Origin of the sequence: Rheinheimera sp., assembly GCF_965283995.1 — a bacterium.
Lineage (GTDB): Bacteria > Pseudomonadota > Gammaproteobacteria > Enterobacterales > Alteromonadaceae > Pararheinheimera.
The window spans coordinates 4,523,286-4,539,070 of the sequence record NZ_CBDIQG010000001.1 but is presented as its reverse complement, the minus strand read 5'-3'; the positions used below and the strand labels follow the sequence as shown (position 1 = coordinate 4,539,070).

Annotated in this window: 15 protein-coding genes; 1 reads left to right on the top strand and 14 read right to left on the bottom strand. The window is 51.8% G+C overall.

Annotation, left to right across the window (positions count from 1 at the left end):
* Positions 1-115: 115 nt before the first annotated feature.
* The 11 genes from ACQ66Q_RS19935 to tsaE all read right to left on the bottom strand — a co-directional run bounded on the left by ACQ66Q_RS19935 (position 116) and on the right by tsaE (position 11,410).
* A complete protein-coding gene (locus tag ACQ66Q_RS19935; protein ID WP_430458384.1) occupies positions 116-1,414 on the bottom strand; it encodes an adenylosuccinate synthase in 1,299 nt (432 codons plus the stop codon).
* Positions 1,415-1,554: 140 nt separating this feature from the next.
* Complete coding sequence (locus ACQ66Q_RS19930; RefSeq protein ID WP_430458383.1) at positions 1,555-1,749, bottom strand: DUF2065 domain-containing protein; 195 nt, start codon at positions 1,747-1,749, stop codon at positions 1,555-1,557.
* Complete coding sequence (locus tag ACQ66Q_RS19925; protein WP_430458382.1) at positions 1,746-2,918, bottom strand: aminotransferase class V-fold PLP-dependent enzyme; 1,173 nt, start codon at positions 2,916-2,918, stop codon at positions 1,746-1,748. The genes ACQ66Q_RS19930 and ACQ66Q_RS19925 overlap by 4 nt, the downstream gene beginning before the upstream one ends.
* A gap of 113 nt (positions 2,919-3,031) precedes the next feature.
* Positions 3,032-3,910 (bottom strand): protease modulator HflC, encoded by an 879-nt coding sequence (gene hflC / locus ACQ66Q_RS19920; RefSeq protein ID WP_430458381.1) that lies wholly within the window; start codon positions 3,908-3,910, stop codon positions 3,032-3,034.
* 3 nt (positions 3,911-3,913) lie between these two features.
* Complete coding sequence (gene hflK / locus ACQ66Q_RS19915; RefSeq protein WP_430458380.1) at positions 3,914-5,071, bottom strand: FtsH protease activity modulator HflK; 1,158 nt, start codon at positions 5,069-5,071, stop codon at positions 3,914-3,916.
* A 49-nt stretch (positions 5,072-5,120) separates the two neighbouring features.
* Complete coding sequence (hflX, locus tag ACQ66Q_RS19910; protein WP_430458379.1) at positions 5,121-6,404, bottom strand: ribosome rescue GTPase HflX; 1,284 nt, start codon at positions 6,402-6,404, stop codon at positions 5,121-5,123.
* 15 nt (positions 6,405-6,419) lie between these two features.
* Positions 6,420-6,677 carry an RNA chaperone Hfq gene (gene hfq, locus ACQ66Q_RS19905; RefSeq protein ID WP_430458378.1) on the bottom strand — a complete coding sequence of 86 codons (258 nt, stop codon included), beginning with the start codon at positions 6,675-6,677 and terminating at the stop codon, positions 6,420-6,422.
* Between the two features lie 93 nt (positions 6,678-6,770).
* Positions 6,771-7,691, bottom strand: a complete 921-nt coding sequence (miaA, locus tag ACQ66Q_RS19900; RefSeq protein ID WP_430458377.1) for a tRNA (adenosine(37)-N6)-dimethylallyltransferase MiaA — start codon at positions 7,689-7,691, stop codon at positions 6,771-6,773.
* Complete coding sequence (gene mutL, locus ACQ66Q_RS19895) at positions 7,688-9,460, bottom strand: DNA mismatch repair endonuclease MutL (protein WP_430458376.1); 1,773 nt, start codon at positions 9,458-9,460, stop codon at positions 7,688-7,690. Before mutL ends, miaA begins: the two co-directional genes overlap by 4 nt.
* Positions 9,457-10,941 carry an N-acetylmuramoyl-L-alanine amidase gene (locus ACQ66Q_RS19890; protein ID WP_430458375.1) on the bottom strand — a complete coding sequence of 495 codons (1,485 nt, stop codon included), beginning with the start codon at positions 10,939-10,941 and terminating at the stop codon, positions 9,457-9,459. Before ACQ66Q_RS19890 ends, mutL begins: the two co-directional genes overlap by 4 nt.
* A 1-nt stretch (position 10,942) precedes the next feature.
* Positions 10,943-11,410 carry a tRNA (adenosine(37)-N6)-threonylcarbamoyltransferase complex ATPase subunit type 1 TsaE gene (tsaE, locus tag ACQ66Q_RS19885; RefSeq protein ID WP_430458374.1) on the bottom strand — a complete coding sequence of 156 codons (468 nt, stop codon included), beginning with the start codon at positions 11,408-11,410 and terminating at the stop codon, positions 10,943-10,945.
* 126 nt (positions 11,411-11,536) lie between these two features.
* Between tsaE and queG the strand changes: the two genes are divergently transcribed.
* On the top strand, positions 11,537-12,667 hold the full coding sequence (gene queG, locus ACQ66Q_RS19880) for a tRNA epoxyqueuosine(34) reductase QueG (RefSeq protein WP_430458373.1): 1,131 nt from the start codon (positions 11,537-11,539) through the stop codon (positions 12,665-12,667).
* Here queG and ACQ66Q_RS19875 read toward each other — a convergent pair.
* The 3 genes from ACQ66Q_RS19875 to ACQ66Q_RS19865 form a co-directional block, all read right to left on the bottom strand.
* Positions 12,636-12,839 carry a DUF1289 domain-containing protein gene (locus ACQ66Q_RS19875; protein WP_430458372.1) on the bottom strand — a complete coding sequence of 68 codons (204 nt, stop codon included), beginning with the start codon at positions 12,837-12,839 and terminating at the stop codon, positions 12,636-12,638. The two genes, queG and ACQ66Q_RS19875, sit on opposite strands and share 32 nt — an antisense overlap.
* Positions 12,836-15,061, bottom strand: a complete 2,226-nt coding sequence (locus ACQ66Q_RS19870) for a putative bifunctional diguanylate cyclase/phosphodiesterase (RefSeq protein ID WP_430458371.1) — start codon at positions 15,059-15,061, stop codon at positions 12,836-12,838. The genes ACQ66Q_RS19875 and ACQ66Q_RS19870 overlap by 4 nt, the downstream gene beginning before the upstream one ends.
* 76 nt (positions 15,062-15,137) lie before the next feature.
* Positions 15,138-15,632 carry a DUF4442 domain-containing protein gene (locus ACQ66Q_RS19865; RefSeq protein ID WP_430458370.1) on the bottom strand — a complete coding sequence of 165 codons (495 nt, stop codon included), beginning with the start codon at positions 15,630-15,632 and terminating at the stop codon, positions 15,138-15,140.
* Positions 15,633-15,785: the final 153 nt, after the last annotated feature.

Below are 15,785 nucleotides of genomic sequence, written 5' to 3'. Positions count from 1 at the left end.
CATCAGCAACGCTTCGCTACCTCGCTGAAAAACACTGGGTACCGCGTGCCGGTGTTATTGGTTTACCGTATATGCTGAACATAAAAAAACGCTGCCGGAGCAGCGTTTTTTCTGATTACGCCTCGTAAGGGTGGCGTAGGACTATCGTCTGAACCCGATCCGGGCCAGTCGACACGATGTCGATTGGAACTTCAGTCACTTCTTCCAGACGCTTGATATAGTTACGGGCAGCCTGTGGTAAACCGTCCAGCGACTGCACGCCAAAAGTCGATTCACTCCAGCCAGGCATTGTCTCATACACTGGCGTCACTAACTCATAGCCCTCAGCAGCCATCGGCGGCACGGTGGAGACTGAACCATCCGGTTGGCGATAACCAACACAAATCTTCACTTCAGTCAGACCATCCAGCACGTCCAGCTTTGTCAGACAGAAGCCTGAAATACTGTTCAGTTGCACCGCACGGCGCACAGCAACCGCATCAAACCAGCCGCAACGGCGTTTACGGCCCGTGGTTGCGCCAAACTCATGGCCTTTCACGCCAAGGTACTCGCCGATCTCACAGCCCAGTTCTGTCGGGAATGGACCTGACCCGACGCGTGTGGTGTAGGCTTTGACGATACCGAGTACGTAATCCAGATAACAAGGACCGAAACCGGCACCTGTTGCAACACCGCCAGCGGTGGTATTCGATGATGTCACGTAAGGGTATGTCCCATGATCGATATCGAGCAGAGTCCCCTGCGCGCCTTCGAACATGATTTCTTTGCCTGCTTTACGGGCTTTATCCAGCAAATCAGTCACGTCAACAACCATCGACTTCAGCATATCGGCTAAGGCCAATGCATTATCCAGAGTGGTCTGATAATCCACCGCATCGACTTTATAATATTGCGTCAGCGTGAAGTTATGCAGTTCCATCAGCGCTTTTAATTTCTCAGCAAACAGTTCTTTATTGAACAGATCACCGACGCGCAGACTACGACGAGCCACTTTATCTTCATATGCAGGGCCGATACCACGGCCTGTGGTGCCGATTTTCTTGTCGCCACGCGCCTGTTCACGGGCAACGTCTAAAGCGACATGGAATGGCAGGATTAGCGGACAGGCTTCGGACAGCACCAAGCGCTCACGCACCGGTACACCGCGCTGTTCCAGCATGGTCATCTCTTTGAGCAACGCTTCCGGAGATAACACCACGCCGTTGCCAATCACACATTTCACGTTGTCACGTAAAATGCCTGATGGGATCAGGTGCAGTACGGTTTTTTCCCCGTCAATCACCAGAGTATGACCAGCATTATGGCCGCCCTGGTAACGCACAACGAAACTCGCCTTGTCGGTTAATAAATCGACAATCTTACCTTTTCCTTCGTCACCCCATTGGGTGCCGAGCACTACAACGTTCTTGGCCATGGTTCCTGCATCATGGAAAAAAATTAGGCGGGGATTCTAGCAAATTCAAAGTCAAAGTTCAGCCGCAAGGGCAAAAAAAAACCAGCTTATATTTCAGCTGGTTGATTTCACTTGGAATTAAAATGAAGACGTCTGGATTTCTACGGCGCCAACAGCCACCATAACCAGCAAATACCGGCAAAAACCAGCACCAGACCGAGCTGACGCAGATTTTGCACCGGCTCTGCTGACAGCTTGCGTAAATAGGCCTGCCAGCGGTTTGGAAACAATAACGGCCCGATACCTTCAACGATCAGCAATAACGCCAGCGCCGGCCAAATCCAGTCGGTGGTCATGACTGAACCTGGGTCAGGCAGCCTAAGTTAATATCTTCCACCTGATGATAAAGCGCAAAACCAAAGCGCAAACGGTCGCCCCGATAATCGGTTTCGATCTGGTTTTGCTTTAACAAGGCCGATAATTCAGCCACTGCGCCGGCATCAGGTCCGCGAAATGTGAAGAAATGACCATGCACAGCTAAATCTTCAGCCAATAAATGCGCCCGGTTTAACCAAGGGTGCTGCAACGCATCCAGCGCCTGCAAAAAAGTTTGCTGCAGTAGCTGTACATGTTGATGAATGGCACTGACCGTCAGACCATCTGCGGCAAATAACTCCAGCACGGCCTGCAAGCGGTATAGCGCCGTCAGATCCATCGTGGCGCCGGCAAATTGATAGCCGTCTGCAGCATATCCAACTTGCTGGCTTTTCACGCCTGCCAGGGCGCCAAACTCAGCAAACCAGCCGGTATACACTGGCCTGAAGGCATTGCCTGGTGGCACCAGCATAAAACAACAACCTTCGCCGCCTTGCGCATATTTATAGGCTCCGGCCAGATAAAAAACTCGGCCTTCCAATGCACGTAGATCGGTCGGCAATGCCATAAAGCCGTGATAGCCGTCAATCGCGATTGTCGCCTGACACTGATGCTCTAGCTGTGTCACCAAACCAGTCAGGTCAGTAACGACGACGCCTGAGTTAAAAAATACCTGACTGAAAAATACCAAATCCGGTTGCAGTGCTGTGGCCGCATCGACGAAACGCTGAGGAAAAGTGGCATAAGGCTCAGTCGGCACTTTCACGACCTGCACCCGAGGGTCTTCCATCAACCGGTTTATCTGACGGGAAAACGAATGAAATTCGCTGTCTGTCGTCAATACTTTAAACCCGGCAGACCAGTCAAAGCAGCTGAGCAACCGAAACAACAGCTCATGTGTATTGGGTGCAAACACCAACTGCTGTGGCTGTTTGATGTTCAATACATCGGCGATGAGCTGTTGTACCCGCGGGACTTTCTGGTCAAACATCATGTCCCACTTATCATCGACCAATGCGGCGGTATCATCCCAATACTGCAACATGGCGTCTCGCGTGACGTCAGGCCAATAATGGTGCGAATGACAGGCATAATGCTGAGTATTTGGGTGGGCGGCGAGAAAGCGCTGATAGTATTTTTTGTAATTCATTCATCACTCCGGCAGAGCAAAATCACGGGAACAGCGCTACTTACAGCAAGACAGATTGACGCTATCCAACGTTAAAAAAAAGGCCCGCAAGCGGGCCTTTTCCGGCAATCAACTCAGTTGCCTGACATTGACTGCATATGCTTAAAGAACTCGTTATCCGGCTGGATAATCATCACGTCTGATTTATTCTGGAAGCTGTTGCGGTAAGCTTCCATGCTTCGGACGAAGCTGAAGAAATCGGCGTTTTTACTGTAAGCATCGGCATATGTCTTCGCAGCTTCGGCATCACCTTCACCTTTGGTGGTGCGGGCGTTACGCTCAGCATCTGCCACCATAATGGTGACTTTAGCATCCACATCAGAACGCAGTACTTCGGCTTTTTCCATGCCGCGTGCCCGGTGTTCTTTGGCCACTGCAGTTCGTTCAGCACGCATCCGCTGGAAGATGTTGTTGCTGATCTCATCTGGCAGGTTAATTTTCTTCACCCGCACGTCAACGATCTCAATACCAAGCTCATCAGAACCTTTAGAAGCCTGCGCCATCGCGTTGACCATCAGTTCAGAACGCTCGCCAGAAACAATTTGCTGAATAGTACGGGTACCAAATTCAGTACGCAGACCGTTGTTAATATACTGCTTTAACAAGTTTTCAGCACGTTCAGTCCGACCGCCGGTTGCTAAATAGTACTTACCGAAGTCTTTAATCTTCCACTTCACGTAGCTATCGACCAACAAGTCTTTTTTCTCTGAGGTCACAAAGCGGTCCGCTGGATCGTCCAGTGTTTGCACTTTAGCATCGAGCTTACGCACAGTCTCAACCAGCGGTAACTTAAAATGCATACCTGGCTCGAACACCTGGATAGCACCGTCAGTGGTCCGCTGAATTTTACTGAATTGGAACACAATACCGCGTTCACCTTCCTGAATCACAAACACAGAAGACGTTGTGACAAACACACCTACAGCAATAAGGCCTAACAGGAAATTTTTCATGTCTTAACCTCTCCCTGTCCGACCGCTATCAGACCGTGGCGTCGACGTGCGAGCATCCACAGGCCGATTTTCAGGTAACTGCAACCGTGGCTCAGCAGACTGTGGCTGCGTTACTGCACCAGAGTTAGATTGATTAATCATTTTATCCAATGGGATATACATCATGTTATTGCCGTTTTTCACATCGACCAGCACTTTAGACGTGTTGGCGTACACTTGTTCCATTGTTTCGATATAGAGACGTTTGCGGGTCACTTCTGGTGCTGCCAGATATTCAGGCAGTAATTTCTGGAACCGGGCCACTTCACCCTGTGCTTTTAACAAGGTTTGTTGCTTATAAGCTTTGGCTTCCTGCTCCATCCGATAAACCTGGCCACTGGCTCTGGGTTCGATTTCACGGGCATAAGCCTCAGCTTCACGAATGAAACGTTGTTCGTCTTCCTGTGCGGCAATTGCATCGTCAAAAGCAGCTTTCACTTCTTCCGGCGGTCGCGCATCACGGAAGTTGACATCAACAATCTGCAAACCGAGATTGTATGGCTTGATGATGTTTTCCAGCTCGACGCGGGTATTTTGGCGAATCAACTCACGGCCTTTCGTCAGCACGTCGTCCATGATGGAATGACCAACAACATAACGCAGCGCTGCATCCGTCGCCTGTAGCAGACTGCTATCCGGATCAACGACTGCAAACTTGTATGCCCGCGCATCTTCGATTCGGTATTGAACTTCAAACGTCACGCGGACTAAGTTCTGATCCTGTGTCAGCATAAAGCCATCAGTTTTCAGTGTCTCAACGCTCGACACATCAACTGGTAACACCCGGTCGATGAAAGTTGGCTTCCAGTTAATGCCTGGATTCACCTCACCATGATATTGGCCAAGGCGTAACACCACTCCGCGTTCAGATTCTTTGATCGTGTAGATACCGCTGGCCAGCCAGCCTAACAACGCCAGAACCAAGACTAGCGTGATTATTGCTGAGCTACCGCCGCCACCAGCACTGCTGGCACCACCGGAACCGCCACCGCCGAAGATACCACCAAGCTTTTTGCTCAGATTCCGGAATACTTCGTCCATATCTGGTGGGCCCTGATTGCGCCCTCCCTGATTCCAGGGATCATTATTCTTGCCGTTATTACCCGGCTCGTTCCAAGCCATACGTTACTCCGTGTTGCTTCAGAAGGTTAAAAGTTACTATATCAAAATCTTAAGTCGTCAGGACACAGCTTTGTAACAGAGCCTGACTTTGTTTGTTCAGCCTTTCCCATAACGCCAGCGACAACTGGATGTGCAGCAAACAGTTGCCGTCTTCATCAAATAACTCCTGCCGCACGCAGCCTGCTTCATGCAACTTCGCCCGCCAGTTCAATGCATCAGGTGACAGTCGTAACTGCATAGACAGATATCGGTCTGATAATCTGGCCACGATAGCACGGGAAAGCAAATCCAGCCCCACGCCATTTTGTGCCGAAATATATACGGCCTGTGGTACACCATATTCATCATATTCAATGCGCGGTTCTTGCTCTGTCCGGTCAATTTTGTTGTAAACCCTCAGCTGCGGCAAATCATCGGCTTCGATTTCATGCAACACATGCTGGACCTGAGCAATATTGTCGTCCAGCCTGGGGTCGGACACATCAATCACATGCAGCTGTAAATCCGCTTCACGGGTTTCCTGCAACGTCGATTTAAATGCCGCCACCAGATCATGGGGCAGATGACGGATAAAACCAACGGTGTCCGCAAAAATCAATGCACCAAAATCCGGAAAACGCACTTGACGCAGTGTAGGATCCAAAGTCGCAAACAGCTGATCTGCGGCATAAACATCAGCCTGTGTCAGCTTGTTAAACAATGTCGACTTGCCGGCGTTGGTGTAGCCTACCAGCGACACGACAGGCACCTCAGCACGTTGCCGCGCTTTGCGGCCAGTTTCACGCTGACGACTGACCTTATCAAGACGCTGCATCAGTGCACTGATACGGTCCCGTAACAAGCGCCGATCAGTTTCCAGTGCGGTCTCACCTGGTCCACGCAAGCCAATACCGCCTTTTTGCCGCTCATTATCAAAACCGCGGATTAAACGGGACGCAAGATGTTTTAACTGCGCCAGCTCTACCTGAAGTTTCCCTTCGAAACTGCGGGCACGCTGAGCAAAAATATCGAGGATCAAGGTGGTGCGATCGATGACTTTGCATTGGCAAAGCCGTTCAAGATTGCGGGTCTGTGCGGGAGACAAGCTGTGGTTAAAGATAATCACGTCTGCAGAATACTGCTGAACTGCAGCCGCAATTTCTTGGGCTTTACCGCTGCCAACAAACAAGCGTGCGTCTATGGTCTGACGCGGGCCTGTTACAACTGTAGCAGCGTGCACGCCTGCGGACGAAACCAGCATCCGCAGTTCATCAAGATCTTCCCGCGCATGTTCCTGCGGAAAGGTGATATGGACAAGGATCGCTTGTTCAGCCGGCTGATGAAGGTCAAACAAGCAATATAGTCCTGATTACTCTTCCAGCTCGTCGTCACCAGAGCCACTGCCGTGCGTGGTCATAGTGTTTACCGCACGTGCCGGGACTACGGTTGAAATCGCATGCTTATAGACCATCTGGCTTACGGTGTTCTTCAGCAGAATGACAAACTGGTCAAATGACTCAATCTGGCCTTTCAGCTTAATCCCATTTACAAGGTAAATGGACACAGGAATACGTTCCCGCCGTAAAGTGTTTAAAAATGGGTCTTGTAAAGATTGGCCCTTTGCCATTTGCCGCTTTCCTTTTTCTTTGTTCTGATTCTTGATATATGGATTATTATATTATTTTCAAGTCGTTAAATAACGCTTTTTTTCTTCACTAATTTAGCGTAGCGAAGTTAAAACAGCTTGCAAGTTTTCTTGCTGGGTTAAATCAGCATTTAACCAGCTTAAATTCTGCCAACTGCGAAGCCATGTCAGCTGGCGTTTTGCCAGTTGTCTCGTTGCGGCAACACCACGATACACCATCTCGTCATAAGGCACTAGCCCGTCCAGATAGTCCCACATCTGCCGATAGCCCACACAACGTATAGATGGCAAATCAGGATGCAGATCAGTACGTTGTTTTAAAAGTCGCACTTCCTGCTCAAAACCTTGTGCCAGCATCTGTTCAAACCGTTGTGCAATGCGCCGGTGCAGTTCGGCGCGCTCGGTCGGCGCGATAGCAAATTGACAGACCGGATATGGAAAAGGTTCACCTTTTTCTGCCGTCAATTCAGTCAGACTGCGTCCGGTCAGACGATAAACTTCCAAAGCGCGATTGATCCGCTGCGGGTCATTTGGATGAATTCGCTCGGCTGAAACCGGGTCCACCTGTGCCAACTGCCGGTGCAGCGCGGCCCAGCCATGCTCAGCTGCTTCAGCTTCAATCTGAGCACGGATTTCCGGACAAGCTTCCGGCAATGGCGAGATGCCTTCCAGTAACGCTTTGAAATACAACATCGTGCCACCAACCAATAATGGCAGTGCACCGCGTTGTTGTATATCAGCAATAAGTCGCAATGCATCTGTGCGAAAATCTGCCGCCGAATAAGCCTGCGCCGGATCGAGAATATCAATCAGGTGATGCGGCACTGCTGCCAGCTCCGCCGCGTTCGGTTTCGCGGTGCCAATGTCCATGCCCCGGTAAATCAGCGCACTATCAACGCTGATAATCTCTACCGGCTGCTGTTCGGCCAGTGCCAGCGCCAGCGCGGTTTTACCGGAGGCAGTCGGCCCCATCAAAAATACGACCGGCGCAGTCATTGGATTTTCTCCTGTAGTTGTCGACGTGTTCCGGTTAAATCCACCGGCACGGCGTACCAATGTTCCGGTTGTTGCAATAAATCCACTTCGGTCTGCAACAGCAAGTGAAGTGACAACAACTGCTTACTTAACAACAATTGCAGCAGTTGTTGCCACATAAGCGTCAGCTTTGTTTGCGCGGGCCAACCCGCCCACCACAATGGCAATACATGACTTAACGGCGTGCCCTGCAGTAGTTGCGGCACAGCGCGGATGATCAGGACCTGATTGCTCAGCACCAGATCAAATCCCATTTGACAGAGCAAGCCTGCGCTCGCGGTTAACAAGTTGACTTCTGCCAGTTCCAGCCGCAACCGCTCCGGCAATAGCAACGCCGCTGATGCCATATTTTTTGTGGCCAACAGCGGCGCCACACTGGCCGGAACATCCAGTAACCACAGCTGATCTTGCTGCATCACCAATAGCTCTGTGTTGCTGACCATCAGGCTGCCAGACGGCGTGTTGACAGGAGCAACCACAGCAGGCGCGATTGGTGGAGTGACCCGTTGCTCCTGCACTAATGCGGTCCAGTCACTGCTGGCTGGGATCTGATTGCGCACCGACGCCAATCCCGCATAACTGCGGGCAGAGGGCGCGCCAAAGCTCCTGGTATTACTATTTTCAACATCGTGACTGCTTGGCGCCACTCTTTGCAGCGCTGGTGACAATGGCTGGCTTTGCTGCACAACCTGGCTTTGATTCAACTGCTCAGCCAGCAATAAATCACTTTGCGCCGTTTGCGTCAGCATCTGGCTCAACGCACTAAACACAAAATCATGCACCAGTCGCGCTTGATGAAACCGTACTTCGTGTTTGGCCGGATGCACGTTGACGTCGACCTGCTCCGGGTCAATTTGCAGATACAACACAAAAGCTGGTAGTGCTTCCGGTGCGAGCATCTCGGCGTATGCCTGGCGGATGGCGTGATTGAGCAATTTGTCACGCATCATGCGGCCATTGACGTAGCTGTATTGGCATTGCAATTGTGCGCTACAGGCTGCAGCCGGCAGGATCCAGCCACTGAGCTGCATGTGCTCATACTGACTTTCTACATAACAGGCCGCCTGCGCGAAGCTGCGGCCACATAACTGCTGAATGCGTCGTTGTCGCCCGGCGTCGTCGGTCACCGCTTTGAGTTGCCGCACCAGCTGACCATTGTGTGTAAGCGTCCAGCTGACATCGTCACGACTGAGCGCCAGCCGTTTCACTAACTCTTCAATATGACTGAATTCGGTTTTATCGGATTTCAGGAAACGCCGGCGGGCCGGTGTATTAAAAAACAAGTCCAGCACTTCAATACTGGTGCCAACCGGATGCGCCGCCGGCTTGATTTGTACCGCCATATCACGGCCTTCCGCCATCGCTTGCCAGGCGGTGTCCTGACTGGCCGGTCTTGATGTGAGAGTCAGTCGTGAGACTGAACTGATACTGGCCAGCGCTTCACCGCGAAATCCGAGGCTGACAATATGCGACAGATCGGCAAAATCGTGAATTTTGGAAGTGGCGTGACGACTGAGGGCCAGCGTCAATTGATCTTTGGCAATGCCCTGGCCATTGTCCCGCACACGCAATAACTTGCTGCCACCTTTCTCGACATCGATGTGAATATCGGTAGCTCCGGCATCGAGACTGTTCTCTACCAGCTCTTTAATCACCGACGCCGGCCGTTCTACCACTTCACCGGCAGCGATCTGGTTTGCCAGTTGCGGGGGTAGCAGCCGGATGGTCATGACTGTGGCACCAGCAGGGTCTGACCGATGCGGATATTGTCAGACTTCAGTTGATTGATCTGGCGCAGCCGCGACATCGGCACACCGTATTTGCGTGCCAGCATCGACAAGGACTCGCCGGATTTGACTTTGTGCGTTACCAGCCTTGCGCTGCCTTCGCTTCGAGCCGGCAGTGCAGGACCGGCGACTGTTGCCGTGTTGCTGCGCGGGCCCGATACAGTCGGGCTGGACGATGCTGGCAAGCTGGCACTGGCGCTGCTATTCCTTGCTGCGGCCGATTCAGCCGGCATCTGCAGATTACTTTTGCCCCGCCACTGCGCGAGCGCACTGTCAGCCGGCGGCGATTGCTGAAAATGTTTTTTCAGCGCGCGAAACATCGCATTGGCCAGCTTCTGCTGGTGCGAGGCAGTTTTCAGCTTTTGCTCTTCATTGTGATTGGAGATATAACCGGTTTCTACCAGAATCGACGGAATATCCGGTGCTTTTAACACGCCAAGACTGGCCGCCTGTGGCTGTTTTTTGTGCAACTTAGTGACACTATCCAGCTCCCGTAATACCGAGGCTGCCACTTCAAAACCGGTCGTCATGGAATGATTCATCGACAAATCCAGCACCGTCTGCGCCAAATAACGCTCGTTGGCAGAATCTTTTATCACTTCGGCCACACCACCGAGCAATTCAGAATGTTGCTCGGTCTGTTCCATCATCCGGCCAACTTCCGTCGTGGCGCGTTTTAATGACAATACCCAGACCGATGCGCCACTGGCTTTGCGGTTTTCTGCCGCGTCGGCGTGAATGGATATCAGCAAATCAGCTTGTTTGCTGCGTGCGACATCAGGTCTTTTACTGGGATAAATATAATAATCGCCGGTACGGGTCTGCACCGCTTTGAATCCGGGTTCTTTGTTCAGTAACGCGGCCAGTTTTTCCGCGACAGCCATCGTGATGTGTTTCTCGTAGGTGCCTTTAGGCCCAACTGCACCTGGATCATGGCCACCGTGACCGGCATCAATGGCAATAATAATGTCACGACCACTGCTGCCCGCAGTGCGTCTGGGCTGCGGTGGCGCGACAAAGGCTTTTTCCGCCTGAACATCAGTCAGATCAAGCACCAGCCGGTGGCCATATCGGTCTGAAGGCGGCAATGCAAAAGCTTTTTCTGTGGATTCCCGGCTTAAATCCAGCAACACGCGGATGGAAGTTTTGCCTGCAACTTTTTGCACCCGGATCGACTTCACTAGTTCCGACGCGCCGGACATTTTGCCAAGTTTCGGCTCACTGACGCCGTCAATTTCCAGCGTCACTAACGAGCCTTGTTTGGCCAGCAAGCGGAACACAGGTTTTTGCTCGACATCAAACACCACACGCGTACTGTCCGGTGACGGCCAAATCCGTACGCTGTCGATTTTATTTGCCGCCAAAACGACAAAACTGCAGAGCGTCAGGCACAAGCCTAATCCAAACATCCGGAAAAAATTCATATCAGACAATCAGTTCCAACATCGCTGCGCCACGCGCCGTCAGTGCGTTGATTTGCAACTGACGGGCCGAAGCGCTGGTTATTTTCAGTTGCAGGTCCAGATCAGGCACCGGCAATAAAGGCTGGCCACGCTCGGGCCATTCCACCACACATAAATGTTCAGGGGCAAAATAATCGCGGATCCCCATAAACTCGAGTTCTTCCGGATCATGCAGCCGGTACAGGTCAAAATGAAACACTGCCAAAGTATCCAGCTGATAGGTTTCTACCAGGGTATAAGTCGGGCTTTTGACGTTGCCCTGATGACCCAGCGCCTGCAACAAATATCGGCTGAAGGTGGTTTTACCCGCTCCCAGATCACCATGCAAATAAATCACCGCACCGTGCCGACAGCTTTGTGCCAGCTTACTTGCCAGGGTCTTCGTGGCAATTTCATCACTGAGATTTATCTGAAGGGTAAGTCCGGACATGGGCGGTTTGGCCTGTAAAACATCAACACAATGCTAATGCTACCAAAATCAACGCGTCAGCACTACCGCGCTGCGCACCGGACTGTGTGGTAATATCTGGCGATACACGACGTTTTATTCTCTGATATGACCAACACCATCAGCACCGACTGGTCCGCACTGGCGGCAGAAATCAAAGACTGGGCCCGGCAATTGGGCTTCAGCGCCTGCGGCATTACCGATACTGACCTGCAAAACGAAGAACCCAGGCTGCAACAATGGCTGGATGCCGGTTTCCATGGCGAGATGGATTATATGGCGTCACATGGCATGATGCGGGCACGGCCGCAGGAATTGCAGCCCGGCACGCTACGGGTCATTTCGGTGCGGATGGACTATCTGCCGGCGCAGGCAGGTTTTGCCACCAATCTGGCCGATCCAAATCTCGGCTACATCAGCCGTTATGCGCTGGGCCGCGATTATCATAAAGTACTGCGACAACGGCTGAAACAGCTTGGCGAGCGAATTGCAGTCAGAGTCAGCGATTTAGGTTTCCGGCCTTTTGTTGATTCGGCACCGGTACTGGAACGCCCGCTGGCCGCCAAAGCCGGTCTCGGCTGGGTTGGCAAACATAGCCTGTTACTCAGTGAAGAGGCCGGTTCCTGGTTTTTCCTCGGCGAACTTCTGGTGAACATTCCACTGCCGATTGACCAGCCAATCGAAAAAGACTGCGGTAACTGTGTTGCCTGTATCACCAGTTGCCCGACTGGCGCTATCGTGGCGCCTTTTGTGGTCGATGCACGACGCTGTATCAGTTACCTGACTATCGAATTAAAGGATGATATTCCCGAAGAATTGCGGCCGTTGCTCGGCAATCGGATCTATGGCTGTGACGATTGTCAGCTGGTGTGCCCGGTGAACCGCACTGCCCCACTGACGCAGGAAGCAGACTTCCAACGCCGGCCACAATGGCGGGACCAGTCATTGCTGCACTTATTCGGCTGGAGCGAAGCCGAATTCCTGCGACTGACCGAAGGCTCGGCCATTCGCCGGATTGGCTTTCAGCGCTGGCAACGCAATCTGGCAGTGGCGCTTGGCAATGCACCGCACTCGCCACAAATTCTGCAGGCACTGCAGGATTATCGCGGCGACGCGCTGGTCCAGCGGCATGTCGACTGGGCGGTGTTACAGCAACAACAAAAGGCTACGCAGGTGCTCAGCCGGGCGCAACAACGCCTGATACGGATTATTCAGGTCGGTTTGCCGCGCGACGCCTGAGCTGGCTGTCCGCCATCTGTTGTAAACGCTGCTGCGCCCGCTGCAATATTTGCTGTTTTTCCTGCTCATTGACCTCGCGCCAGCCGGTGATCTCCGGCAATGATCGGCCACAGCCCAGACAAACATCCGCAGGATCCAGGCAACAATTACGGACACACGGCTGCTCGGTCATATAAAAGCCTGTGGTTGTTGTACCAAAGACACAAAATCAGCTGTTGCCAGTGGCCGCGCACAGTAATAACCCTGAATGTAATCGCAGCCGAGTTGCAGTAATAAATCAAACTGCTCACGGGTTTCCACCCCTTCCGCCACGACCTGCACATCCAGCACTTTTGCCATATTAATCAACACGGCAACCAAGGCACAGGCTTTATCCTGCTCGGCTATATGATTGATAAAACTCTTATCAATCTTAATAAAATCAACCGGATAGCGGCTTAAGTAATTCAGTGCCGAATAGCCGGTACCAAAATCATCGATGGCCAGCTTCACGCCTTGCTGGTGCAGACTCAGCACATTAGATTGTTGTACCGACACCGTATCCATAAACACCGATTCGGTGATCTCCAGAATCAATTGTTCCGGCAGCAAACCAGCGCTACAAAGCTGTGCCAGCCATTCATCGGCGACTTTGCTTTGATTAAACTCTTGGCTACTGCGATTGACTGAAATCTGCAAATCAAGCCCAAGCTGTTGAAATAGCTGCATATCAGCAATGGCCTGCTGTAAAATCCACTGACCAAGCGGCCGGATGGCACCGGTGCGTTCCGCGACCGGAATAAAGTCAAAAGGCGAAATCAGGCCGCGCTCCGGATGTTGCCAGCGCACCAAGGCTTCACCTTTACTGAAGCGTCGGGCAGCGACATCAAAAATTGGTTGGTACACCAGAAAAAACTGACGCTGTTCGATGCCTTTGAGTATTTCATGGTGCAGGTGGACAAAATGATCGGCTTCTTTTTGCATGCCTGCGTCATAGAAATGAAAAGTATTGCGGCCCAGATGTTTAGCCGCATACATGGCGCGATCCGCATGTTTTAACAAATCAATCGCCAGCAAACCGTCACTGGGGTAAATCGCTACGCCGATACTGGTTGAGATCGACAATGGTGTATTGCGCACCATAAAGGGTGCTTGAAACGATTTTAATAGCGTCTGGCAGAAATTCTCGAGCGCTTCGCTCTGGCTTGACGTCGGCAAGACCAGCACAAACTCATCTCCGCCGGAACGCGCCACCAGCTCTGGGCCGTGCAATTGCTCTAATAACCTGTCCGCAACTAATTGCAGTAACTGGTCACCAACCGGGTGACCAAGGCTTTCATTAACCTGCTTAAATTCATCCAAATCCAGACTGAGTACCGCTAATTGCGTACGCTGCGCTTTGGCGTGTTTGAGCATCAATTCAAGCTGGCCTAACAACACAGAGCGATTCGCCAAACCGGTCAGCGGATCAAAACTAGCCTGCCATGCCACAGTTTGTAGCGCTTGCTGCCGTTCTTGTGACAAACGCAGCAACACATATAGGCCCGTACTCAGTAAAAAAATCACTAAGATACCGGCGGGTAGAAATAATGTGGGCAACCCGGCCAGCAGCGGCATATGTTGTTTTGGAAACGCATGTAAGCGCCAGTGGCCATTGGGTAATCGAATATTAGCGTATACGGACGGCAATCCCTGCAGGACCTGATCGCCCCAAAACAGTTCCGGGTTGTGCATGTCGCCATCGCGACCAGACAAACCCAGGTAATAATCAGGCTGTAGTTTTTCCAGTTGGGTTTGCTGCAGCAAACGTTCCAGTGGGATCACCGCCGCGATGATCCCCCATAACTGTTTATCCGCCAGAAATACCGGCACCCGCAGCACCAGGCCGCTACCGCCCTGCACCAGTTGCACCGGCCCTGCTAGCAAAGGCCCTCCGGCGGCGACCGCTTTTTCAACCGCAGCATATTGTTCCGGTACCAAGCGGTAATTGATACCCAGCGCGGCTTCATTGCCAGTCAGGGGATAGACATAACGGATCACCAGATCCGGCGCCACAGCAATGTGGCGAAAAAGAGGATAATCATCTAATAACAAGCGGATACGGGCATCAAGCTCGGACAGCGACTGAGCGGGGTTTAATACGATTTCGGTGCGCAGCGATTCACTGACTACCACCGCAGTGCGCACTGCAGCTTCTACGGCCGCCGCGTGGTGACTGATTTGCTGTAACAGCTGATAGCGTTCGACTTCAATATTTTTTTGCTGCTGTTGCCACACTAATGCGCCAAGCAGCAACACCAATAACAACGCCAAAGACACAGCAACACGCTTAGGGTGTCGCACCAGCCACGACAAATGTAAATCTTGACGGGTACCGGGGAGCCTGCTGCCTGCTTTGAGCTCTGTTGTTGTCACTTGCCATTCCTGTCGCCTGTCCTGTTGCCAAATCTAACAGGGATCAGACTGGCCTGCCAGTTCTCGCAACAATTGGTTATTTGCGAACTTTCGGGATCCATGCCCAGGTAAACAGTGCTTCGACGGGCTCGACACCCAGCTGGTCTTTGATTAAAACCCGAATCACCACTTCACCTTTGTCGGCAGTGCGGATCTGACTGATCTGGTCTTCGTCCAGCTGCGCCTGCGCGGTCAAAGCTCCGGTAGATCGCTTTAAATACTGGATTTGCATTGATTTTAATAACGGAATTTTGTCATCCGGCACATGCATGCCCAGTAAAAAACCGCTGGCAGATTCGCCTAATAAAGCGGTGGCGGCGGCATGAACCGAGCCAATATGATTCTGTACTTTTTTGCGGTTGGGGAGTTTTAACCGCGATTTATGCCAGTCAAGCTGTTCCACTTGCACACCCGCAGTCCCGGCAAACTTAATAGTGCGACCGAACAACAGCGACAACAGCCAACTGCGGCAAAAAGCCGGCGCTGAATTTACTTTCTGCACAAGACGACTGAGTTTATTCTGATTTTGCATACTGGTCATACCTGAAAAATTTGGCGCTACGCTAACAGCCCGCGCCATAGAGTTCAAGTATGCGAGGTCTTGCTATGGATGCAAATTGGCATAAACAGGAAACAGGAAATGAACAATAGCGACGATGAAACGCAAGGTTGTTTATGGAATGAT

Bases quoted from the DNA above. Each gene is read 5' to 3' on its own strand.
- tsaE (WP_430458374.1), bottom strand. From the start codon at position 11,410: ATGTCCGGACTTACCCTTCAGATAAATCTCAGTGATGAAATTGCCACG.
- ACQ66Q_RS19935 (WP_430458384.1), bottom strand. From the start codon at position 1,414: ATGGCCAAGAACGTTGTAGTGCTCGGCACCCAATGGGGTGACGAAGGA.
- ACQ66Q_RS19890 (WP_430458375.1), bottom strand. From the start codon at position 10,941: ATGAATTTTTTCCGGATGTTTGGATTAGGCTTGTGCCTGACGCTCTGC.
- ACQ66Q_RS19930 (WP_430458383.1), bottom strand. From the start codon at position 1,749: ATGACCACCGACTGGATTTGGCCGGCGCTGGCGTTATTGCTGATCGTT.
- ACQ66Q_RS19925 (WP_430458382.1), bottom strand. From the start codon at position 2,918: ATGAATTACAAAAAATACTATCAGCGCTTTCTCGCCGCCCACCCAAAT.
- miaA (WP_430458377.1), bottom strand. From the start codon at position 7,691: ATGACTGCGCCGGTCGTATTTTTGATGGGGCCGACTGCCTCCGGTAAA.
- ACQ66Q_RS19865 (WP_430458370.1), bottom strand. From the start codon at position 15,632: ATGCAAAATCAGAATAAACTCAGTCGTCTTGTGCAGAAAGTAAATTCA.
- hflC (WP_430458381.1), bottom strand. From the start codon at position 3,910: ATGAAAAATTTCCTGTTAGGCCTTATTGCTGTAGGTGTGTTTGTCACA.
- hfq (WP_430458378.1), bottom strand. From the start codon at position 6,677: ATGGCAAAGGGCCAATCTTTACAAGACCCATTTTTAAACACTTTACGG.
- mutL (WP_430458376.1), bottom strand. From the start codon at position 9,460: ATGACCATCCGGCTGCTACCCCCGCAACTGGCAAACCAGATCGCTGCC.
- hflK (WP_430458380.1), bottom strand. From the start codon at position 5,071: ATGGCTTGGAACGAGCCGGGTAATAACGGCAAGAATAATGATCCCTGG.
- ACQ66Q_RS19875 (WP_430458372.1), bottom strand. From the start codon at position 12,839: ATGACCGAGCAGCCGTGTGTCCGTAATTGTTGCCTGGATCCTGCGGAT.
- queG (WP_430458373.1), top strand. From the start codon at position 11,537: ATGACCAACACCATCAGCACCGACTGGTCCGCACTGGCGGCAGAAATC.